The sequence below is a fragment of the Natrinema salinisoli genome (assembly GCF_020405205.1).
Lineage (GTDB): Archaea > Halobacteriota > Halobacteria > Halobacteriales > Natrialbaceae > Natrinema > Natrinema salinisoli.
In genome coordinates this window covers 2,838,248-2,860,765 of sequence record NZ_CP084469.1, presented here as the reverse complement: position 1 = coordinate 2,860,765, position 22,518 = coordinate 2,838,248, and the positions used below count along the sequence as shown (strand labels likewise).

At 64.0% G+C, this 22,518-nt stretch carries 19 protein-coding genes; 6 read left to right on the top strand and 13 right to left on the bottom strand.

Annotation, left to right across the window (positions count from 1 at the left end; genetic code table 11):
* Window positions 1-116 precede the first annotated feature (116 nt).
* Window positions 117-887 (top strand): SDR family NAD(P)-dependent oxidoreductase, encoded by a 771-nt coding sequence (locus LDB05_RS14190; RefSeq protein ID WP_226004643.1) that lies wholly within the window; start codon window positions 117-119, stop codon window positions 885-887.
* A 124-nt stretch (window positions 888-1,011) separates the two neighbouring features.
* Here the strand turns inward: LDB05_RS14190 and LDB05_RS14185 are convergent, their stop codons facing one another.
* The 6 genes from LDB05_RS14185 to LDB05_RS14160 all read right to left on the bottom strand — a co-directional run bounded on the left by LDB05_RS14185 (window position 1,012) and on the right by LDB05_RS14160 (window position 5,408).
* Window positions 1,012-1,464, bottom strand: a complete 453-nt coding sequence (locus LDB05_RS14185; RefSeq protein WP_226004642.1) for a hypothetical protein — start codon at window positions 1,462-1,464, stop codon at window positions 1,012-1,014.
* A gap of 69 nt (window positions 1,465-1,533) precedes the next feature.
* On the bottom strand, window positions 1,534-1,983 hold the full coding sequence (locus tag LDB05_RS14180; protein ID WP_226004641.1) for a hypothetical protein: 450 nt from the start codon (window positions 1,981-1,983) through the stop codon (window positions 1,534-1,536).
* Between the two features lie 124 nt (window positions 1,984-2,107).
* Entirely contained in the window at window positions 2,108-3,136 is a 1,029-nt protein-coding gene (locus LDB05_RS14175) for a hypothetical protein (RefSeq protein WP_226004640.1), read from the bottom strand.
* Between the two features lie 307 nt (window positions 3,137-3,443).
* A complete protein-coding gene (locus LDB05_RS14170; RefSeq protein ID WP_226004639.1) occupies window positions 3,444-4,244 on the bottom strand; it encodes a hypothetical protein in 801 nt (266 codons plus the stop codon).
* A gap of 222 nt (window positions 4,245-4,466) precedes the next feature.
* Window positions 4,467-4,886 carry an Hsp20/alpha crystallin family protein gene (locus LDB05_RS14165; RefSeq protein WP_226004638.1) on the bottom strand — a complete coding sequence of 140 codons (420 nt, stop codon included), beginning with the start codon at window positions 4,884-4,886 and terminating at the stop codon, window positions 4,467-4,469.
* Between the two features lie 63 nt (window positions 4,887-4,949).
* Window positions 4,950-5,408 (bottom strand): peroxiredoxin, encoded by a 459-nt coding sequence (locus tag LDB05_RS14160; RefSeq protein ID WP_226004637.1) that lies wholly within the window; start codon window positions 5,406-5,408, stop codon window positions 4,950-4,952.
* A gap of 365 nt (window positions 5,409-5,773) precedes the next feature.
* Here LDB05_RS14160 and LDB05_RS14155 point away from each other — a divergent pair, with 365 nt between their 5' ends.
* A complete protein-coding gene (locus LDB05_RS14155; RefSeq protein ID WP_226004636.1) occupies window positions 5,774-5,932 on the top strand; it encodes a hypothetical protein in 159 nt (52 codons plus the stop codon).
* 93 nt (window positions 5,933-6,025) lie between these two features.
* Here LDB05_RS14155 and pheA read toward each other — a convergent pair whose 3' ends face one another.
* From pheA to LDB05_RS14140, 3 genes are all read right to left on the bottom strand, one after another.
* Entirely contained in the window at window positions 6,026-6,838 is an 813-nt protein-coding gene (pheA, locus tag LDB05_RS14150; RefSeq protein WP_226004635.1) for a prephenate dehydratase, read from the bottom strand.
* A gap of 108 nt (window positions 6,839-6,946) precedes the next feature.
* The gene (locus LDB05_RS14145) at window positions 6,947-8,251 is read right to left on the bottom strand and encodes an MFS transporter (protein ID WP_425498606.1); all 1,305 of its coding nucleotides are present in this window, start codon (window positions 8,249-8,251) and stop codon (window positions 6,947-6,949) included.
* A 500-nt stretch (window positions 8,252-8,751) separates the two neighbouring features.
* Complete coding sequence (locus LDB05_RS14140) at window positions 8,752-9,060, bottom strand: non-histone chromosomal MC1 family protein (RefSeq protein ID WP_226004633.1); 309 nt, start codon at window positions 9,058-9,060, stop codon at window positions 8,752-8,754.
* 238 nt (window positions 9,061-9,298) lie between these two features.
* On the opposite strand from LDB05_RS14140, the gene LDB05_RS14135 reads away from it, so the two are divergent.
* On the top strand, window positions 9,299-9,496 hold the full coding sequence (locus LDB05_RS14135) for a SymE family type I addiction module toxin (protein ID WP_006431836.1): 198 nt from the start codon (window positions 9,299-9,301) through the stop codon (window positions 9,494-9,496).
* A 415-nt stretch (window positions 9,497-9,911) separates the two neighbouring features.
* Window positions 9,912-12,800: a M14 family metallopeptidase gene (locus tag LDB05_RS14130; protein ID WP_226004632.1), complete on the top strand. Its 2,889-nt coding sequence runs from the start codon at window positions 9,912-9,914 to the stop codon at window positions 12,798-12,800.
* A gap of 234 nt (window positions 12,801-13,034) precedes the next feature.
* Here the strand turns inward: LDB05_RS14130 and pheT are convergent, their stop codons facing one another.
* Window positions 13,035-14,747 (bottom strand): phenylalanine--tRNA ligase subunit beta, encoded by a 1,713-nt coding sequence (pheT, locus tag LDB05_RS14125; protein ID WP_226004631.1) that lies wholly within the window; start codon window positions 14,745-14,747, stop codon window positions 13,035-13,037.
* On the bottom strand, window positions 14,747-16,273 hold the full coding sequence (pheS, locus tag LDB05_RS14120; RefSeq protein WP_226004630.1) for a phenylalanine--tRNA ligase subunit alpha: 1,527 nt from the start codon (window positions 16,271-16,273) through the stop codon (window positions 14,747-14,749). Before pheS ends, pheT begins: the two co-directional genes overlap by 1 nt.
* A 519-nt stretch (window positions 16,274-16,792) precedes the next feature.
* Here pheS and LDB05_RS14115 point away from each other — a divergent pair.
* Entirely contained in the window at window positions 16,793-17,734 is a 942-nt protein-coding gene (locus tag LDB05_RS14115; protein ID WP_226004629.1) for a UbiA family prenyltransferase, read from the top strand.
* A gap of 84 nt (window positions 17,735-17,818) precedes the next feature.
* Entirely contained in the window at window positions 17,819-19,534 is a 1,716-nt protein-coding gene (locus LDB05_RS14110; RefSeq protein WP_226004628.1) for a sensor histidine kinase, read from the top strand.
* 2 nt (window positions 19,535-19,536) lie between these two features.
* On the opposite strand, the gene LDB05_RS14105 is transcribed toward LDB05_RS14110, so the two are convergent.
* Entirely contained in the window at window positions 19,537-20,784 is a 1,248-nt protein-coding gene (locus LDB05_RS14105; protein ID WP_226004627.1) for a hypothetical protein, read from the bottom strand.
* Window positions 20,785-20,916: 132 nt separating this feature from the next.
* Window positions 20,917-22,512, bottom strand: a complete 1,596-nt coding sequence (locus LDB05_RS14100) for a tryptophan--tRNA ligase (protein WP_226004626.1) — start codon at window positions 22,510-22,512, stop codon at window positions 20,917-20,919.
* Window positions 22,513-22,518: the final 6 nt, after the last annotated feature.

The window sequence follows — 22,518 nt, the reverse complement described above, 5'->3', positions numbered from 1 at the left end:
CGCAATGTGCTCGCCGGTCGTCCGCCAGCCTCGAGTGGCAGTCGAGAGGCGACGGCTCCGGTCCGACGGTGCCGCGAAGCGAGGAGTTTTATTCTCGGCTCGTCCCATCTGGTGTCATGGTAGCAGATACCACTGTTTTTGTCACGGGAGCGAGCCAGGGCCTCGGCCGCGAAATCGCGATCGCGTTCGCGGACGCGGGTGCGAACGTCGCGCTCGCGGCCCGGGGCGACGGGATCTACGAGACTGAAGAACTGATCGACGCACCCGACCGAACGCTGGCGGTCGAGACCGACGTGACCGATTCGGACTCGGTGGCCGACGCGATCGACGAAACGGTCGCGACCTTCGGCGGCCTGGACTGTCTCGTGAACAACGCCGGCATCGCCGGCCCCACCGCGCCGATCGAGGACACCGAGGACGGCGAGTGGCTCGAGACCCTGGACGTCAACGTCGTCGGCATCGCTCGAGCCACGAGGGAAGCGGCCCCACACCTTCGCGACGGGGACGACGGGAGCGTCATCAACATCTCGTCGATCGGCGGCAAGCGACCCTACGCCAACCGGACGCCGTACGCGGCCTCGAAGATGGGTGTAATCGGGCTCACTCGCGCGCTGGCGGCCGAGTTCGGCGACGACGGCGTGACGGTCAACGCGATCTGTCCCGGCCCGGTCGAGGGCGATCGAATCCGGGGTGTCTTCGAGCGACAGGCCGAGGAGGCCGGCGTCCCGGCCGAGGCGGTCGAAGAGGAGGTTCTCGAGACGCTCATGATCGACGAGCTGGTCCCGCCCGAAGAGGTGGCCGAGCTGGCCGTCCACCTCGCGAGCGGCGACTCGCGTCACGTCACCGGTCAGGACATCAACGTTTCGTCGGGCGGGGCGTGGTACTGAGCGGTCAATTCGAACCCTCTTCGGAAGGCGACTGACGACCGCGTCTGGACGACGGAATTCCGCTGGATTTCAAGAAAGCAGCCGGATGCCCTGATTCGTGTCCGTTAGATCGCTGACGGGCACACTACTCGTTACTGCAGTCGACGCTCATGGTGCCTTGCTCGATGGTTTTGCCGTCTCGGATGACAGATATCGTGTACTCACCAGTGTCTCCCCGCGACAGTTCCGCTAGCTCGAGGTACACCTCGTTCTGATCCTCGACCACGGTGCTGGCGACGACCTCGTCGTCGCCGTTCTTGGCCACGACGCGGTCGATGCGGTCAGGCTGGATCCCTTCGAGCGAAACCTCGACACACACCGTCGCGGTCGCTCGCCGACAGCTTCCGTTTTCTCGCTGGTTATTGCTCGTGAGGCCGAACTGCCACGCGTCGATTGCGCCGGTCTTGTTTTCCGGTGGATTGGGGTCGAATGGACACTGGGGTCCGTTATCGACGTAGCCGAGGCATCCCGGTCCTATCACTCCGACCGTCGAACCGAGCAGCGCACGCCGAGACGGGGCCGTCGAGTTTCCTCTCATGAATTAGTTTTCATTTCCGAACGTTTCGTTTAATATGGTCGTGTCCAGTCAGGATCGCCAGTGTGCACGCTACTCGTTACTGCAGTCGATTTTCACGGTGCCTTGCTCGACGATTTCACCGTCTCGCATAACGGACACGGTATACTTACCAGTGTCACCTCGCGATAGCTCCGCTAGCTCGAGGTACACCTCGTTCTGATCTTCGACCGCGGTGCTGGCGACGACTTCCCCGTCGGCGTTCTTAGCTACAATGCGGTCGATGCGGTCGGGTTGAATGATCTCGAGCTCGGCCTCGACACACACCGTCGCGGTCGATCGCCGGCAGCTCCCGTCTTGTCGTTGGTTGTTGCCCGTGTGGCCGAGATTCCAGTTGCCGATAGCGTCGGAGTCGTTCGACGGCCATTCGTACTCCATTGGACACTGAGGTCCGTTGTCGACGTAGCCGAGACATCCCGACCCTATCACTCCGACCGTCGTCCCGAGGATGGTTCTCCGGGACGGCAACGACGGATCACTCATACGCCGGAATCACCGTATATCGATCATAACTGTGTTCGATCCGTTCGGATTCGATACCGTTCCCCCATCCGCACGCTGTCGTCCGGAAACCGGTGGACGAACGATACGAGAGCGCAGTACCCGATCACGAGTAGACGACGCCGGCGTCGTGGCCGAGCAGGTACGTCGTCACCGCCCACGAGTACACGACGGTACTAGGACCGATGACCGTTCCGACGCCCTTGGTGATCATGTTGACGATCTCGTTCATATCCAGGTCGATGTCTCGGGGAACGGCGCCGTTCAGTGCTCCGGTCGTCGTCGACCAATCAATGATGCGATCGGTCGACTCCTTGTCCACCTCGAGGTGCTGTACGGAGAAGGCGGTGTCGGGGATCGCCGGGAAATTCGGACACGTGTAGAACGTCGCTGCCTCGTACGAGGCGTCGTTGTCTTCGACATCGTCGGATCTGACGTACCAGTTCGTGTTGAACGCGTCGGGGACCTTGCAGGTCAGGCCCGGTATCGGATCGAGGACGTCGCAGAACGCCGAGAACTTCTCGTCCCACTCTTCACCGTCGCAGGCGTCGCCGCTCACCATTTCGCGATAGGAGAAGCAATGGGGGCTCCCTCTCCAGCCGTGGACGTTCGTCCGCGCGAGCGGCCCACACTCCTGGGATTTGGTGTTGACGTACGCCACCCAGTCGGCGAACGGATCGGGCTCGTCCGGGATCCCGCTGTCCATCGTTCGGACACCCTCCGAACTGACTGTCGTCTCCTGCTTATTCAGTTCCGCGGTTAGAGGTGCTTCTTCCGGTTTGTTTGCCTCGATCGAAGTCGAACTCGCCTGGACGGTACTCGGTGAGAGGTTCAGCGAGTAGTTTGCAGCCTTTGGATTACTCCGGTCGTAAGTACCGGGGCCGTTCTGCTCTTTCGGCTGACGGATCCGCATCCGCTTGGTCACGGTCGCGTCCTCGTTGATCCGAATCAGTGCCTCCTCTACGTTCGGCATATCGCTGGTGTCGGGACGGAACTCCTGGGGTTCGACGGCAGGATCGGACTCCGACCGGTTCGCGGCCGCAGGCTGGGCGAGTCCACCGAGGACGACACCTGAACTGACGCCCGCGTACTTGAGCAGCGATCGCCTATCGACGTTCATCTGATCTTCTGACATTCAATTTATCGCTACAGAAATAAATAAATAAATCTTATTGTCAATAAAATTTGAACAGGGGTTCTTCTATAGTGATTGCCTCTGCGGTGGGAAAAACTAGCGTTCATATCTGGCAATCGCGAGCGTAACTCGATAACGAGGTGTTTCAGACGTTGATGCTCCTGCAGGGAGACGGCTCTCGATCGATGGAACGATGGGGGGGAATTTCGACGCTCGCGTTCGCTGCCAGTCACGCCTCGGGACACGATATCACCGTCTCGTCGGGCGTTGGCTACTATCGCGCCGCCGACGGGGCCGAGTCGCGAACTCAGAGGACGGCGATGACCGCGACCAACAGGCCGAGACCCACGAGCATCCCGCCGGCCGCCTGTCGGAGCCGGACCTCCGAGCGGACCTGTTCCCGCTGTTCCTCGAGAGACCCCGTTGCGACGACGAGCGGCGTCTCTTCGGTCCCTCGCAGGACGTATCCGTCGCCCGTCTCTGTCAGTTCGCCCCGGACGACCAGTTCGTCGCCGTCCCGGACGACGGTGGCCTGATACTTGTCCGGCATGGTGGTCTTCCCGCCGACGCTCACGGTGAACTCCAGGTCGCTGACGACGCCGTCCTCGCTCGCCAACCCCGTCTGCTCGAGGAAGCGATTGACCGGACCGAGGTCGCCGAGATAGGACTCGATGTCGGGGTCGCCGAGAAACAACCCCGACGAGTCGAAGGGATCGTCGTCCGCGTCGGTCGCCAGCGTCGTCGCGTCCACGCGGACGCGGTCCCAACTGTGATCGACGGCGAACTCGCCGACCGCGAGTTCGGACTCGGCGGTTCGCCATCGGCTGCCGTTCCCCGTACTCTCCTTCTGACGGACTCGCCACGCCCAGAGGGCCGCCGAATCTCCCCCGTTCGGATCGGGGCCGGTCCGCGTCGGCGACGCCGGCTCGAGGACGTGTACCGGGCCGCTGATCGTCGCCTCGCCGCCCGATTCGATCCGTTCGTCGCCCGCCGAGGCGAGTTCATCGATCGTCTCGCGTCGACCGCCGAGATCGCTCGCTCGAGACAGAACCATCCCTCCGAATACGAAAAAGGCCCCTGCAAAGACGAGGGCGACCACTTGGACCATGGCCGAGTAGTTATCATCGAAATATAATAAATGTCCGGAACAGTCCAGTCACGGTGACGGTTCGGAAGGTAACTGAGTGGACGCTGCCGGCGCTTTCGCGACACCGCTTCGCTCGGCGGTGCTGATCCCGCCCGTCCGGTTCGATGGCTATCGTTGGAACCGAAAACGCAACCTGAAACTACCACCGCTCGGGATTATTCCGCGTTCACGCGGAGGAGAATGTCAATCGATATCGATCTGCTTCGAGTCCTCGCCTTCGGATTCCTTCGGCAGCCGTACCGTCAACACGCCGTTCTCGAAGCCGGCTGCGACGGACTCCTCATCGACCGGCTCCGGGAGGCGGATTCGCCGGCTCGCCGACGTCTTGGTCCGCTCGCGCCGGAGATATCGGCCCTCGGCGTAGCCGCCCTCGTCGGTCCGGTTGGCCTCGAGGCGCAGCGTCCCGTCCGAGAGCGTCAGCTCGATGTCGTCGGTTTCGTAGCCGGGCAGGTCGGCGGTGACGACGTACTCCTCGTCGGTGTCGGCCACGTCGACCGGCACCGAGCCGGGGACCTGCAGCCCGCCGGCGGTCATTCCCTCTTCTACCTGGCGGCTTACGCGGTCGAGCATCTCCTCGATATTGTCGATCGGATTGCGTCGCATACCCCCTCGTAGGTCCCCAATGGGGATAAATTCTGCCCGCAAAACGACGACAGAAGACGCCGCCTATTCGGGAAGCGTCACGAGTCCGTCCTCGAGCGCGTCCATGAGGACGTCTCGCGCGTGCCCGTCGGGATCGACGCCCTCGTAGACGGCCTGAATCTCGCCGTCCGCAAGCAGGAACGTCGTCCGCGTCGTCACGCCGCTGTCCCGCAGTTCGACCGCGAACGCGTCGGCGATCTCCCCGTCCGGATCCGCGAGCAGGTCGAACTCGAGGCCCTCCGACTTGCAGAACGATCGGTGGGAGTCGACGTCGTCGATCGAGACGCCGTAGACGTCGACGCCGGCGTCTCGATAGGTTTCGAGTTCGCGCTGGAACTGATTGGCCTCGATCGTACAACCGGGGGTGTCGTCTTTCGGATAAAAATAGACGACCGTCGGCTCCTCGAACGTGAGGTTCACGTCGTCGCCGTCCTGGTTCGGCGCGGTCACGGCCGGCGCGTCGTCGCCTGGTGCGAGTGGCATATTCGTGGTACCGCGAGACATGGACAAACAGTTTGTGATCCGGTGAGGTGGGGTCTGGGGTAGACCCGGCGGGTCCCTGTCGAGCCGTCTCGACCCACAAGTATTCTCCCCTGATTTACAGCTAGTGCGGAGTCTCAGCACGTACTATAGGATCGCAGTGATGGTATCGAGCACGGTGTACTCGTGTCCGGGTTGGGGTAGTGGTCATCCTTCAGCCTGTGTCGGCTGAGACGCGCAGTTCGATTCTCGCACCCGGACCTTTCGAGGACGACTGGCGGTCCGATCGTCGAAACGACGGTTCGATCGTCCCGGTCAGTTCTGCCAACAGCAATCGTATTATCCCCGCTCTGCGAATACGAGCGCGTATGGAAAACATCGCACTTCACACTGGTACAACGCATCCGGACCTCCTGTGGATCCTCGTCCCGGCGTTTCTCTCGTTCGTCGCGGGACTCGGCGTCGCCGCCTACGCCGACCGTCTCCGGGCGTGGTTCCGGCCAGCAAACGCGACGACGAGCGACTGACCGGCCGTTTCGGTTCGCAAACCAGAATCACCTCTCCGTAGCCTCTGCTTTCGCCCTCCGAGCAGTTCCCCGCTCACCGAGCTACCGGGTCCGCTACTCGACGACGTGTTCGGTATCGTACGAGCCGAGCCGCCGAACCCAGCCGTTCTCCGCTATCTCCTCGAGGTCCCCGATCGCTTCGCTCGTTCGCGACTCGTAGAGCCCCGCTTCGAAGTCGATGTGGAACACGTAGTCCCCCAACCGCTGACCGCTCGGCCGCGACTCGACGCGAGTCAGGTTGATATCGCGATCCGCGAAGGGCTCGAGCAGCTCGAGCAACAGGCCGGGGTAGTTCGCGTTCGGATAGACCACGACCGAGGTCTTGCCGCCGCCCTTCGAGCGCTCCTCGGCGGGCGCGAGCGCGAAGAAGCGCGTCGCGTTCGAGTCCTGATCCTGAATGTCTTCGGCCAGGACCTCGATACCGTTACCCGCGTTCGCCGGATGGCCAATTCCTGCGACCGAGGGGTCGTCTCGTGCGAGCTCGACGCCCTTGGCGGTGCTCGCGACGGCCTCGAGGGTGGCGTCGGGGTACTCGCGGTCGAGGTAGGAGCGACACTGGGCCAGCGCCTGCGAGTGACTGGCGATGGTGTCGAACTCCGATCCCTGGGCGAGCAAGGCGTGTCTGATCGGCGTGACGATTTCCCGGACGACGGCGACGTCGTAGTCGGCGACCGCGTCGAGACTCTCGGTGACGCTGCCCTCGATACTGTTCTCGATCGGGATGACGCCCCGGTCGTACTCGCCGCCGGCGACGGCGTCGACGATCGCCGTGACCGACTGTCGGAAGTCGATCTCGTCGTCGCCGGCGACCGCACTCGCCGCTCTGTGAGAGTAGGTCCCTTCGGGTCCGAGCGTAACTGCAGCCATTACCCCTCGGTAACAGGGAACGGGTCAAAAGACCGTCGGGTCCCGCGAGGAGTGAGTCAAGTCGCAGTCGGCGCCGGGTCGGTTAGCCGTCGACCGGCACCGGGGCGATCAGTCGTCGGCCGGCGCTCCGGCCGCGTCCTCGCTCGAGACGACGAAGCCGTCGTCGGTCGCTCGAGCCGCGACGTGGGGCTGGAAGACCCACGCACACAGCAAGACGATCGGGATCATCGTCGCAGCGACCACGGAGTAGCCGGTGTGGAGGCTCGGCATCACCGGCACGGCGTAGACGAGCGGGTAGACGATTCCGCCGACCGTGCCGACGCCGCCGACGACGCCGGCGACGCTTCCCGAACTGTCGGGAAACATGGCCGGGACCTGCGCGAAGATGGCGCCCTCGGCGAACGCACAGCCCATCCCGACGACGAAGCCGGCCGCGACGGCTAGCAGAACTTCGCCGGTCAGTCCCGCCAGGCTCATCCCGATCATCGCGAGTACGATGAAACACAGCGTCACGAAGGTCCACTGCTCGCGGTACCGACCTGTGAAGACCGGCAGGATGTTCTTTTCTTTGCGGGCCAGCAGGTCACTGACGTAGCCGCCAATCGGCCGCAGGAGACCGGCCGCAACCGAGAACGTCGCCGCGAACGTGCTCGCGAGGACGAGGTTGTTCGTGTTGAATCCCTCGCGGTAGTAGGTGGCGAGCCAGCCGTTCATCGAGAGCTCGAGGCCGAAGCTCATCACGTACGCCAGCGCGAGTACGACCGTCCCGTATCGCGTGGCGGTGTGGAGCCACTGTTTGAGCGTCGCGCTCTCGGCGGTCGCTCGTCGGCGCTCCTCGGACTTCGCAGCCTCGCCGATCGTGTAGTAGACGATCGCCAACAGGATCGAGACGATTCCGGTGTAGAAGAAGGCGGCTCGCCAGCTCGTCTCGAAGATCGGGCCGCTCCAGTTCTCGGTGAACACGCGCGGCAGGACGAGCGCGCCGCCGGCGGCACCGGCGTTGCCGACGCCGGCGTAGATGCCTTCGGCCGTACCCAGTTGTTCCTCGTCGAACCACTCCGAGACGTGCTGAATGCCGATGACGAAGGTAATCCCCGCCGTCGCGACGATCAGCCGCGTGACGAAGAAGACGGTGTACGACTGAGCGAAGGCGCTCGCGATGGAGAACACGCCCACGTACGCCAGGACGATGGCGAACACCGCCGGCGCGCCCCAGCGATCGGAGAGCCAGCCGGTCAGGATCCGACCGAACGGTGCGAGCCAGATCGCCGCGCTCGCGAGGATCCCGATCTCCGCCAGCGAGAGCCCGAACTCCTCGGCCATCGGCCCCGTGAACGGGGCGAAGGAGAACCAGATCAGGAACGAGAAGTTGAACCCGATCGTCGCCAGCACCAGCGTCCGCCACTTGGTCATTTTTATCACGACTGTTCACCTCCGACCGCGCCACAACTAATTTCTTTTACCTTTAAAACCTCGAGCGAAAAGATCGAGTTGAACGTTCTCTTTTCTCGAGAAACACAGCTGTTCTTGACCAGTATTATGGGACTTGCTTCGACGTTCTTCCACATGTCTCACACGGATGGTCCGGCGACTACTGTATAACTCTACTTCTTAGCATCTTCTAACTCTGTGGGAGAATACTCCCAAATACATCCAGTACTATCGCATATTATGTTTGTATATGTGGGCAGATATCGCATAAAAATATTGCTTATTGAAAATAGGGTCCGTGTCTGCAAACGATCGATCGGATAGACTCCGTCTCACCTGTTCGATACCATCTCTCTGCTCGAGGTCGCGTTCTCTGACTGCTACCGACTCGAGGCCCTCCAGCCGTACCAACGCCTCGAGGGCGATAGAACGACATCGCTCGCGATCGAACCTGCTCCGGAGAAAGCTACCGATCGGACGACTTACTCTTCGAGGTGGTCGATTCCTTTTTTCGAGACGTTCGCCTCCGTGATCTCGTTTGGCATCCAGTCGGGCTTGTCGTCGGGAGCCGTCTCCTCCCACGCCCAGCCGTCGTAGATGTGCACCTTATCCGTCCCCTTCTCTCGGAGCTTCAGTTCGACTCGTTCGGCTTCCTCTTCGCTCGAGCCCGGCTCGAGCCGGCGGGCGGCCTTGAGTGCGGCCTGCCGGGGCGTGTTGCCCGAGAAGACACTCGACTCGTCACCGCCCGATTCGCGCAGTGCAAAGTTCCGTTTACCGTCTTCGCGTACCATGATTGTCGCCTCCGTGTCAGCCCAGCACACGATCCGACATAAAGATATCCCCGGAAATCGACCGACTGCGCCGGTATCTTTAAGTAACGGGCGAACACCATATCACCGCAATATCTGCAGTTACCGCTCGTCGCCGTCGCGTGATTGTCGGGCCGGTGTGTGCGTACCGAAGTCACCATTTGGGGCGTCGAAAACACTTAAGTATATCCTACGGCGAAGTTCGCAATAGAATCCCGCGATGGTACGGAAAAAGAAGCTGAGTCCAAGCGGTGCGAAAGACGACGACGGTAACTACCACAACGTCCACCTCAACCTCCACGAGGACGAACTCGAGGTCGCGGGTATGGATATCGGCGACGAAGTCTTCGTCCGAGTCCGGGACGGCAAAATAATCATCCAGAAAGCCGACGACGACGACGTGGAACACGAGTTCTAACGAAATTTTGCTCTGCGGGCCGCCTTCGGCGACCCTCGGCAAAATTTCGATCAAAAGCACTCCTCCTTCCTCTCCGCTCACTTCGTTCGCTCCGAGTCAGTCGTCGGCCCGCTCGCTCGTTTCACTCGCTCGCGGTAGCACACGCTGAACCACAGCCGCGGACCAGTACCCCTCAAGAAACCCCACGGAGTCGGTTGAGTTCGGGAACCGCGGTGACGGGACCGTCCCACTTGGTCGAGACTGATTCCGTAGACAGTGGTCACGTTACGGTTCGGATCTCCGACCTCGAGCGATATCTCGCGCAAATTCAGTTCGCTCGAGTACCGATACCCGTTCCAGATACATCATCTTCTTTCCCATCTTATTTATACGAAAACATGATTGTCCACTGGCGTGGGTAGTGCCACGATAACTAATGCCTATTGAAAATAACCATTCAGGACAGTCTCGGTCTGATGATCGTCGCAGCGGAACTGTAGATCCTACCGAGGACCCTTCGGACGATAGGTTCGCAGACTGCGCCGTCGATCGACGGACGTTCCTGACCCTCTCGGCGGCGACGGGAGCCGCGCTCGCTCTCCCCGGGTCCGCCACCGCGGACGTCAGCGGCGAGGCGATGACCGACGAACTCGCGTTCGTCGTCAACCACACGCCTGAGGAGTACGAGGCGGCGACCGTCGTCGAGTTCGCGACCCAGGGCGCGCTCGAGTCCTTCGCGGACGCGTACCCGACGGACCCCGACCCCGATCTTCGCCGGCCGCCGAAGGCGGTCGTCCGCGAGTCGCCCGCGCCCGCGGCGCACGCTCATCTCACTGCGGACGAGGTGGCCGACGTCCTCGAGCGAGACGGGATCGAGCGGCTGGACTTCTCCCCCGGGGCGAACCCGTGGTGGAAACTCGAGTCGCCCTACGACGACGGCGTCTTCCCGCCGGTCGAGGAGGCGCGGAACTACGTCTCGCACGGGGAACTCGGTCGGGGGCTCGAGCACCTCGAAACGGAACATCCCGACCGCGTCCGCGTCCGGGAGATCGGCGAGTCGCCGGGCTGGTCCAATCGATTCACCGGCGAGGATCCGGATCCGCAACCAATCCATCTCGCAGAAGTGACCGCGAACGTCCGTGACGAGGAATCGTTCGCGTCGAAGGAGAAAGTCGTTTACTCCCTCTCGATTCACGGGGACGAACGCGCCGGGGCCGAGAGCGGGTGCCGACTGCTCGAGGACGTCGCAGCGGGTCGAGCGGACGACTTCGAGCCGCTGCTCGAGGATCTCGTCCTCGTGTTTCTGTTCACCAACCCCGACGGCTGGGTTTCGCGGAAGCCCCAGACCGAAATTCCGTGGGTCGAGGCCCACGATACCAACTTCCAGCGCGGCAACGCGAGCGTTTTCGAGGAACAGCCGATCGATACCAACCGTCAGTATCCGACGATCGGCTGGACGAATCCGAATTTCCGGCCGGCCGAACCCGACGGTGCACCCGACGACTACTCCGATCTCGTACCGGACGCGCTCGCCATCGTCGACCACCTGCGCGATTACGACGACGTAGCGTTCTTCTGTGACTACCACGGGATGTACACCGCGGATCACGCGGTCTTCAACCTCGAGACGAACGCGCCGCTCGATCACGGGGGGACACACCACCTCGACGGGATCAACGTCGGAATCGGCGAGGCGATGCAGGCCCAGTGGGGCGGCATCGACGCGATCGAAGACGACGTCGCGACCGCCATCGAAGAGATGTACGAGTGGGTAGAGGACGGCAGCGAGGCCGTCCCGGACGGCGATAGCTACGACGGTCTCTTCGACTGGGGAACGACGTACGATTCGATCAACTACCAGGTGACCGGCGGCTTCGCGGACTGGGCGGGCCAACCCGAAGCGTTCGGCGGGCTCGGGGCGACCGCGGTATCGCCCGAGGTAATTCTCTCGAACCACCTGGTCGCCGCCCAGAAGGAGTGGAAACCGTACTCCTCGCGCCACTACGTCACGGCCTACCGGATCTCGATGCGAACCTGCGCGGAACTGACCGCACGCGAGACGAGCGCGACCGTCGCGACCGGCGGGCAAGACACCGCGTACGTCGCCAGCGACGAACTCACGCGCTCGTCGGCTGATCTTCCCCACACCGACGACGAGTCCGGACAGGGGGGCTACGGGCAGGAACGCGCGACCGAAGTGCGACGGAGTCACGCAGTGATGGGCACCGGTCCGTCAGCTCAGTCGAGTGCAACGGTGGAGGCGTTCGACTCTTCGCACTCTCTCTTTGTCCAGTTCGACGGCGTCCGGCACGCCACCGAGGGCTCCATACGTCTCAGGAATCCAAACGAAACCGTCGTTCGGGAGATCGATCTCACCGCGAAGGCGGATCCGACGGATTCGGCGGCACGAACTCACGACTACGAGGAAGCCTTCGTCCGCCGCCCGCAATCCGGCCGGTGGCAGATCGAGGTCGAATCGGACGCCGAGATTCGTGTCGCCACGACGATGATCGACGCCGACGGCGACGTTCCCGACCCCGAGGAAGTGCTCGGATACGAACAGCGCGAGTACAGCGTCGACCCGATGCGGTTCTTCGACGACCTCGAGCCGTTCCTCGAGGACGGCGAGATCGAGGCGATGACCGTCCTGGACGTCGCCATCGGTCGCCTGTTCTGGGACGACTTCTCGAAGTGTCGGTACGACACACTCGTCGTCTCCCACGACGACGGCATCGAACACCCGCTGTACATGCGCGCGATCGAGACCTTCGTCGAACTCGGTGGCGACCTCGTGCTCACGGACGCCGGTGTGAACCTGCTCGGCGAACTCGAGGTAGGCGACGCCGCCTCGATCGCGCCCGAGGACGTCAGTGACGGCGACATGCAGTTCGCGACCCTCGAGGACCGGGATTTCGACCATCCCCTGCTCGCGGGAATCAGACCCCGGCAGCGAGAGATCTGGAAGGGGTCACAGCTCGGCTACACGACGGCAATCGACCAGCCGGCGACGACCGTCGATCCCGACGCGTTCCGGGAGGCCGGCGGCTCCGTCGCCGGCACCCACCCGCGATGGGAGGTCGACGACGGCGAGCCCGTTCCGGCCGACTACGGCGTCGGTGCCGGCACGCTCTCGGCGGGCGACGCGGAGATCACCGTCCTCGGATCGGTGCTGCCGCCCGCCCGACAGACCGAACTCCACCCCTTCGGAATGGCGGACTACGCCGTCTCGTTCATGGGTCATACGCTGCTGTGTAACGCGCTCGGATTCCAGCAGCGCCGCTACGAGGATGGCGAGCTCGTGAAGACTATCGGCGAGATTCGGTAGAAGCAAACGACGCGTTCGCTGTCCGATCGGGAGCTATCGGGCCCTACCGAAGCGCCTCGAGGTCGAACTCGAACGCCGCGCACCCACCTTTTTCCGTTCGGGTGGCTCGCGATGCTCGCCACCACTCTCTGCTCACGGACGCTTCGCGTCCGTTCGCACGGCTCGCGGGACCGAAGGTCCCGCGCTGACGCAAAAATCTGGACCAAAAAAGACCCGCTCGCTACGCTCGCGGTACTACTGCAGCGCCGCGAGGTCGAACTCGAACGCCGACACCGGCACCTCGAGGTCGTGTTCGACGAGCACCTTCGGGTGAACCTCGCCGATGACGCCGACTTCCTCGCCGTCGATGACGACCGCCGCGGTTCGACCCGAAATGAAGGTCGGGTGGTCGGTGGGAGGCGTCTCGAGGTCGACGTCGAAGTTGCGGGCCAGCGCCTGCAGCCGGGCCTTGGCGTCCTCGTAGCCGGCCTCGTGGTGTGCGAGGACGGCCCCGACGCGGCGGCTCTCGGCGACGCCGGTGTTTTCGCTCTCGTCGACCTCGGCGGCGAAGCCGATCTCGGCGAGGTTCTGCGGGTACGAGCGGTGCGTGTTCCGCTCGAGGACCATCAACAGCGAGGGCATGACCCACGTCCGAAGCATGGTGAAGTCCTCGCTGTAGGGCTCTTTGATCGTCGCGGCCTCGCCGGCGCCGTAGACGTCACCGCCGGGCGAAACGTCGAGGCGGTCGTAGTTCTCCTCCTCGCTGATCATGTGGAAGTTCAGCATGTCCTCGAACCCGTGCCCGACGAGTTGTTCGCGAACCGAGCGCTCGAGCCGGGAGCGCTCGTGGCGGCCGCCGACGGTCCCCACGTCGGGGTAGCGGGGCTGGAGTTCGTTGAAGCCGTAGGCCCGCCCGAGGTCGTCGATGACGTCCAGCGGGTGGAGCACGTCGACGCGGTAGGGCGGGATCGTCACTTCGTAGACGAGATTTCCGTCCTCGCTCTCTTCTTTTTCAGCCTCGAGCCCAGATCGCTCGGCGAGGTCGATCACTTCGTCGGGATCGAGCCCGATGCCGAGGATGGTCTCGATGCGGTCGTGGGCGACCGTCTTCGTCTTCATCGAGAGGTCGGGGCGGACGAGCTCGTGATCGGGGTACTCGACTTTGACTTCCTCGAGCGTGGCCCCTCGAGCCGACAGTGCGTAGCAGACGATGTTCAGCATCTTGTCGATCGTCCACTGGTCGGTGCCCGTCATCTCGACGAACAGGTCTCTCGAGTCCGTCGACACCTCGGTGCGCCGGCCGTTGATCACCGGCGGGAACGAGAACAGCCCGATGCTGTCGTATATCGCCGGATACCGCTCGTACTCGCTGACGAGATCGGCGTAGGTCTGGCCCGTCTGGTGGTCCTCGAGCACGTCGGCCGGCGTCATCTCCTGATCGGAGTCGAGGGGGACGAACCGGTCCTCGTCGGGTTCGACGCCGACGTACTGAATTGTCGGGTTGCCTTCGGTGGCGGCGGTCCCCTTCAGCATCGTCAGGTCGTGAATCCCGATCGCGCCCTTCGCGCGCTTGCGCCCCATCGTCGCGTGGAGCTTCTCCTGCAGCTGGATCAGGGACTCGAGGGCCTCCTCGTCCAGATTGACGTCGCGGACGACCGCGCCGGTGACGTACGGACGCTCGTCGGGGACCGACTCCGCGACTTCGATCGTCCACTCCGGCGAGTTCGGCGAGGGGACGTGAACCCCGCGCGCGTCGCCGTACTGGTAGCGCATCGAGCGGGCGACGCCCTCGACGGAGAGCCGATCGAGCCGGTCGGGCGCGAACTCGAGTTCGAACTCGCCCTCCTCCGTTCGACCCTCGAACTCGAGGCCGAGCCCGAACAGGTCGTCGATCAGTTCGTCGTCGCTCTTCTCGTCGTGACCGGTCAGGTCACGCAGTTCGTCGGGGTCGATATCGACCGTGGGCATCAGTAGGTCACCTCCGTGTCGCGCAGCAGTTCCAGGTCACACAGCGTCCCGTGGATGTCCCGGATGTCCTCGAAGCCGTACATCAGCATGAGCAGTCGCTCGAGGGCCAGTCCCCAGGCCATCACGTCACACTCGACGCCGAGGGGCTCGAGCATCTCCTCGCGGAAGATGCCGGAGTTGCCGATTTCGACGAGTTCGCCGGTCGTCGGGTGAGTGCCGAACAGCTCGAAGCTCGGCTCGGTGTAGGGGTTGTAGTGGGGCTTGAACTGGATGTCCGTGATCCCGAACTGGGAGTAGAACTCCTCGAAAGTTCCCATGAGGTCGCGAACGGAGAGGTCTTCGGCCATCACCCAGCCCTCGATCTGGAAGAACTCGAGCAGGTGCGTCGGATCGAGCGTGTCGTTTCGATAGACCTTCTCGACGCTGAAGTACCGCTGTGGCGGCTCGAGGTCGCCGATCTCCTCGCCCGAGAGGTACCGGGTCGACAGCGAGGTGGTGTGTCCCCGAAGCGCGAGCGCGCGGGCGAAGTCCTCGTCCCACGGCGAGTGGTAGCCCTCGCCGTCCTCGCCGACGCCCTCCCTGTGGGCGCGCTCGACGCGCTCGACGAGGTCAGCGGGGAGCTCGTCGATGTGGGTCGGCTGCTCGAGGGCGAACCGGTCCCAATGCGTGCGCGCGGGATGATCCTGCGGCATGAACAGGCAGTCGTTGATCCAGAAGTCCGCGTCCACGTGGGGGCCGTCCATCTCCTGGAACCCCATCCCGACGAGGGTGTCTTTGACCCGCTCGGCGGTCTGTCGCAGGATGTGGACCTTGCCGCCGTCGAACCGCTCGGCGTCGGCCTCGACGTTGTACTCGGCGAACTCGACGTCCTCCCACTCTCCGCTGGTAAGCAGTTCGGGGGTCACCTGTCCGACCGTCTCGGCCGTCTCGATCCCCGCCATCAGCTCCGTAACCGCGCGCTCGGTCAAGGTAACCTCCCGAACTGTCGACTCGTGTCGATCGAGCAGCCCGCGCCGCTCGAGCGACTCGAGCGTCTCCGAATCCGCGTTGACGCTGTCGATGGGTGCGTCGTCGACGTCTGCGAGCGCCTCGAGCGCGTTCGCCTCCGCATCGGCGTCCGGATCCGCGTCGGAATCGGCGGTGATCTCGCCGCTGTCGATGGAACCGTACCCCTTGCGCGCGTAGTTCGAGAGCGCGATGTCGACCGCGCCGCCCTCGAGTCCCGACGCGCCGATGACCTGCCCCATCGAGACGGGGTCGTCGTCGGCGCCGGCCTCGAGCGCGGCCTCGTAGAGCCGAACTTCGGGGAGCCCGTCGGTGACGTACTCGCGCCCTTCGTCGGTCAGTGCGACCGTTTCGTCGGTCCGCTCGCTGACGGCGACCAGTCCCTCGTCCTCGAGTTCGAAGACAGCCCCGGTGACGGTTTCCGGGGGGAGATCGGTCGCCGCGGCGAGGGCGTCGACGGACAGTGCCTCGTCCGCGTTCGCGGCCTCGAGGACCGCGACCTGTTGTGCTGGAAGTTGCATTCGCTTGTTCGTATGCCTGCGTGTCGGTCAGTTAGCGGTTCCGATACTGCGCGGGACCGAGTCCCGCCGTGACCTCGAACGGTCGGTTTCGCCGCGAGCGCCCGGTGTGAGCGCTCGCGGATCCACCGGCCCGGGTTACCGGGCGAAGAAGAAGCCGAATCCCGACCGCGTTCGCTGTCTTTGGATGTCGACACCGACTCCGTGGGATCCGGGTGTCATACGTCTCGCGTCTCGACGATAGCGCAAAAACCTTATGTTCGAGACGGCTCCCGTGCGCGAACCGTCGGTATCGGTTGCGACCCGTTACTGCGCTCTCTCAGCCCGATTGCGTCGTGCGACGTGCTCGAACTGGGGTCTCTCGACATCGACGAGTCCGTTCCGAATCGTTCCCGACCGGTGGTCCGAACGCTCACGACTGGTTATGTAGCGACGCTGTAGCCCGCACTTACATCGGTCAGTACTGCAGAACATTCGGCGCGGAGTGGCCGGTAGACGGTCACTTCAAAATATTAATGAAAAATGAGTAGAAAAAATTACACGCTCGCAGACGAGGGTAGCACGACGGCCGCGCTCCTCGGCGCGGTACTCGCTCGGCTTCCCTCGAGTTCGAAACGCGCGTGGAACGCGCTGGTGTACAGTTCGGCGTATCTGTCGCTGATCGCGATGGCCGAGGTGGTCGTCGTTTCGGTACTCCTCTCGCTGCCGCCGAGTCCCGCGGCGCTCGTCGTCGGACTGATCGTCTTCGCCGTCTATACCAACGACAGGCTCGCGGACGCCGATACCGACGCGGTGTCGAATCCGGAACAGGCAGCGTTCGTCGACAGTCATCGGGACGTGCTCTACGTGTCGGCGTCGGTCGCGTACGGACTCGCCGTCGCGCTCTCCGTGCTCGGTGGGCCCGTCGCACTCGCGATAACCCTGTTTCCGGCCGCACTCTGGGTGTGCTATGCCACGGACTGGATTCCCGGAACCGGTGCGCGCGTCCGGCGGTTGAAAGACGTCTTTCTCGTCAACACGATCGTCGTCGCGCTCGCGTGGGCGGTGACGCTGACCTTCCTTCCCCTCGCGTTCGCCGACGGCGTCGTGACGACTCGGACGCTGATCGTCTTCGCGTACTTCTTCCTCCGGGTGTTCACGAACACGGAAATCCCGAACGTCCGCGACGTCGAGGGCGACCGGGCGATCGGCGTACTGACGATTCCGGTCGTCGTCGGTGTGGATCGAACGCGGTGGATCCTCTTCGGGATCGATTGCAGTACGGCCGTACTCGTGATGCTCGCAGTCCATTTCGGACACGTTCCCGCCCAACTAGGGATCGCACTGCTCGCCGGAATCGCCTACTCGATCGGCGTCACGTCGCTGCTCGACCGGTCGGAAAACGCGCGACTACTGGCGAAGGCAGCCGAGTGCGAGTATCTCGTCGTCTTCGTGGTCGTTACGGTCGTCGTACTGTCCCCCTGACATATATCGGATATCGAACATATTTCGAGGTGAAGCGGCTTCCCCGTACGCTTAATATCTATCAGCGATATCTACCGTATATCGGTGGCATTCGTTCCTATTCTGTCTGGTGTCTTACTTGTAACAATTGCGATCGGAACGGCAGCGGCACTCATCGCCTGGCGGGAACGACCCGAACCGGGGGCAGTGCCGCTCGTCGTACTGCTCGCCGGTCAATGCTGGTGGTCGGCCTTCCTGATCTTCGACCTCGAGGCGTCGACGCTCGGCGCGAAAGTCTTCTGGGCGAACCTCCGGTGGATCGGCGTCGTGACCATTCCGGTCGGCTGGGTGCTTTTTTCCCTGGAGTACACCGGTCGCGATCGGTACGTCCGGCCGCGCTACGTGGCGCTCCTCTCGCTCGTGCCGCTGCTCACCGTCGTCTTCGCACTCACCGATAATCCACTGCTCTATACCGACTCGAGGCTGGTCACCGAGGGCGGGCTGTCGTTGCTCGATCGGAGCCCCGGTCCCTGGTTCTGGGTCATCACCGCCTACACGTACCTGCTCGGACTGCTCGGGTCCGTTCCGCTCCTCGGGTTGATCTGGAACGATTCCCTGCCGTTCCGGGGCCAGAGCGCGGCGCTCCTCGTCGGCATCCTGGCACCGTGGGTGAGCAACGTCCTCTTTCTGATGGACGCCGTTCCGCTTCCGGGGCTCGATCCCACGCCGGTCGCGTTCTCGATCTCCGGCGTCGCCTATCTCGGGGCTCTCACTCGGTTCCGACTCTTCGGAATGAGTCCGTCGCCGAACCCGCGGGCGCGCCGACTGCTCTTCGAGCGGATGCCCGACGGTGCCATCGTCACGGACGGACACGATCATATCGTCGATAGCAACGAAACCGGTGCAGCGCTTCTCGGAACGGAGCCCCGGTGCGCGCTCGGTCGGCCGCTTCGGGAGGTCGTCCCGGATGAGTCGCTCGTCCCGACGGACGGATCGGTTTCGGAACAACGCCTCTTCCGGAGTCCGCACGACGACCGGCTGTACGACGTGACGGCGACTCGTATTACCGACGTTCACGATCGAACGATCGGTCACGTCATCACGTTTCACGACGTCAGCGAACACGTCCGACAGCAACAGCGCCACGAAGTCCTGAACCGCGTCTTCAGGCACAACATCCGGACCGAAACGAACGTCATCAGCAGCTACGCCGAACTCCTCGCGGACGAGGAGAGTCGGGGCGTGGCCGACGAAATCACGGCCAGTGCGAGTCGGATCGACGAACTGGCGACGAAAGCCCGCGAAACCATCGAACTCTTCGAACGCGGACGGGAACCGGCCGATCCCGTCCCGCTCGCATCGCTTCTCGACGATGGCATCGCGACCGTCCGCGAGCAGTATCCGGCTGCCCGCATCGACCGGGAGCGGGATCTGGACGAGATTTACGTTACTACCGTCCTCGAGCCCGTCTTCGAGAATCTCATCGAAAACGGCGTCGAACACAACTCCGGCTCGGCACCCTCCGTTCGGATCGAGGCCGAGCGGGACGGCGACTGGGTCCGAGTCCGGATCGCGGACGACGGCCCCGGTATCGACGACTACGAACGGTCGCCGCTCGAACGCGGGACCGAGACGCCGCTGGAACACGGGAGCGGGCTCGGCCTCTGGCTGGCCAAGTGGGGTGCCGAACTCGCCGGCGGTTCCGTGACGTTCGCAGCGAACGAACCGAGCGGTTCGGTCGTCACTGTCGAGGTACCGGTGTTGACCCCGTCCGACGCGTCAGGAAGCCGATCGACCGAGACTCCCCCGGACGGCCAGTAACACTACCCGTTCGAGACCCGCGTCCGCTCGACCGACCCGGTGTCGACCCACTCGAACCCGGACTCCTCGGCGGTTGCGGCCGCCTCGGAAACGGCCTCGGGATCGAACTCGTCTTCGAACTCGATGCGGGTCTCCTCGGGCTCGACGGCGGGCAATTCGGGGAGGAACTCGTCGTCCTCGAGCAGCCCGCGCACGGAGACCCTGCCGCCCGCGCCGAGCGCTGCGCCGAGCGCCTGATAGCGGTCGTCTTCGGACTGCCAGTCGACGTCGGTCCCGAACGAGTCGTTCGTGACGCGGGCGGTCGTACTGGTCCCCGAGAGGGATCCGAACTCGTCCGCGGTCGATGTTCGGTCGTCAGTCTCCGTCCTGACGTCGCTCTCGTCCTCGCCCTCGTCGTCGCTCCGCGACACCGAGGGAGAACCTCGAAGTTCGAAGCCGTCGTGGGCGCTCGAGCCGTCGCTCGTCGACCCTATACTTCGCACTGTCGGCGCTCGTCTTCCCGATTCGTCGCTGACTGATTCATCGTTCCCGGTCGCGTCCGCCGATCGAGGAGCGTCCCGCTCGAGCGCCCACGACGGCCACGGATCGCCGTCATCGCCTCCGTTTTCGGGACTCTCGCCGGCGGTCCCGGTCGCGTCGTCGGCTATCTCCGTCGAAACGTATGCCGCCAGTCCGCCCTCGGGACACAGCGGCCGATCGAACGCCGCGATCCGCGGGCCGTAGTGATCGCGGAGTCGCTCGAGTTCGCTCTCTTCGATCAGCCCGGCACGCCAGCGCTTCCGACCCGGTGAGAGGAGGGCGAATCGGGCACCCGTCCCCGCGAGAATCGTCTCGTTGATCGTCCACAGGACGGCGGGGAGGTTGTGATCTCCCAGCGGCGTGTCGGGGTAGGTGACCGTCGCCTCGCGGGTCCGACCGCGCGGATCGGTCCCGGTGAGTTCCAGTCCCTCCGCCGCCGGATCGACCGTGAACGACCAGCCAATCGCGTCGAAGACGGCCTCGAGTTCGCCGGCGAGGTCGGCTCGCGAGTACCGCGGCGGACAGGCGAAGCCGCGGTCGCCCCAGGTGATCGTCCGGCGGAGCACCGACGTCCGGTCGACCTCGTCCGCGAGCACCTCGGCCAGCACTGCCTCGAGGCGCTCGTCGCTGACCTCTTCCCGCCTGATGTCCGCCGCCGTGACGCCGAACGCGCCGAGCACGTCGGCACAGACCAATCGCTCGTCGTCCGGGTCACGGGGGTGCCGGGCCATCGTGACCCACCGTTTCGTGAGAGGGCGTAAATATCTTCTCCAGCCGCTAAACCTAACTCCAATAGGTGCCGAAAGAATTCGGATCGGTCACCGGTCGTCGGCACTCGTCGGTACCGTGGTCCCGCCGTCGGGTCAGCGACGCCGCGGCGACTCGAGTTCGATGTCCGCGTTCTCGAGCAGGTCTTCGACTTCCTCGCGTTTCTCCTGGTGTTCCGCGAGGAAGTCCTTCATCAACTGCGCGGCCTGTTCCTTGCAGTCACCACAGAGGCGTTCGCCGCCGACGCACTCGTCGTAGACGCGCTTGGCGAACTCGTCGTCGTCGCCGGCCAGCAGGTAGGCGTAGAGTTCGTAGACGGGACACTCGTCGGCCTTCCCGCCTTTCTCGCGTTGTTCCTCGGCGGTTTCCCGGCCGCCGGTCGTCGCCGCCTTCACCTTGTCGTAGCCGTCCTCCGGGTCGTCCAGCAGCGAGATGTGACTCGCGGGGATCGAGGAGGACATCTTGCCCCCGGTCAGCCCGGTCATGAATCGGTGGTAGATCGAAGAGGGGGGCTGGAACCCGTAGCCACCGTTGTCGACCTCGACCTGGCGAGCGAGTTCCTCGGCCTCGGCGCGGTCGATTTCGAACGCGTCGACGTGGCTCTCGTAGACCCGCTTTTCGCCCTCGATGGTGTCGATGAGGGCGTCGAACGCGTCGTCGGTCGCTCGCCGGTCGAAAAAGCGGGTTCGCGGTCGGATCGGCTCCATACCGGCCTCGTTCAGCTTCGTCAGCACCGAACTCAGCGTGTCGGCGCTGGCCTCGAGTTCCGATAGCGGCGTCTCCTCGAGCGCCTCCGCGACGTGGACGCAGCGCAGGTCGTCGTCGTCGAACTCGGCCGGGTCGAGCCGCTCGTAGAACTCGGCCACGAGGGCGCGCTCGTCGTCCTCGAGCTCGAAGCTCGCGTAGGCCTCCGAGACCTTGAAAAAGCGCATCCGCTCGGCGAGGTCCCGGGCGAGTCGGACGTGGGGATCCTGATCCGGGCCGACGGGGATCACGGTCGGCTTCGGTTCCTCGAGTTGCGGGTAGAGGATGTCGGCCATCTGGGTGACGACCGACTGCATGTGGGAGACGTCGGTCTCGCCGTCGAAGCCGTAGATCGCCTGGAACTCCGAGAAGTTGGCTTCCGCGCCGAGATCGAAGGCCAGATCCTGGACCTCGCGGTTTGTCGACTGGCGGTAGAGTTCGCCCTCCTCCGGATCGAAGCCGAGAGCGAGCAGGGAGAGCAGGTAATTTCGCGCGTGCTCGTCGATCTCGACCCAGCTCAGCCCGCGGGCGGAGTTGGCCTCGAGGTCGGCGATCAGCCCGTAGGCGTCGGCCCCCTGCTCTTGATGCCAGATGATCTCGTCGAAGACCAGCTTGTGGCCGATGTGAGGATCGCCGGTGGGCATGAACCCCGAGAGGACGGCCGCCGGGTCGTCGTTCTGTAGCGCCCGGGCGACCGGTCGGTAGTCGCGGTGGCCGAAGATGACGCCCCGGCGCATCAGGTAGTGTGGGTTCGGCACTTGCTCGAGGACCTCGTCGAACTCCTCGATGCCGAACTCCTCGAACAGCTTCCGGTAGTCGGAGACGCTCGAGGATCCCCAGGGGTCCAGCGCGACATCGTCGGCACCTGCAGCCCCGCCGTCTGTCAGCGGTTCACCAGTCGTCGGTTCCCCTGACTCGGGTTCCTCGAGTGGGTCGTCTCCGGTCATTATTCC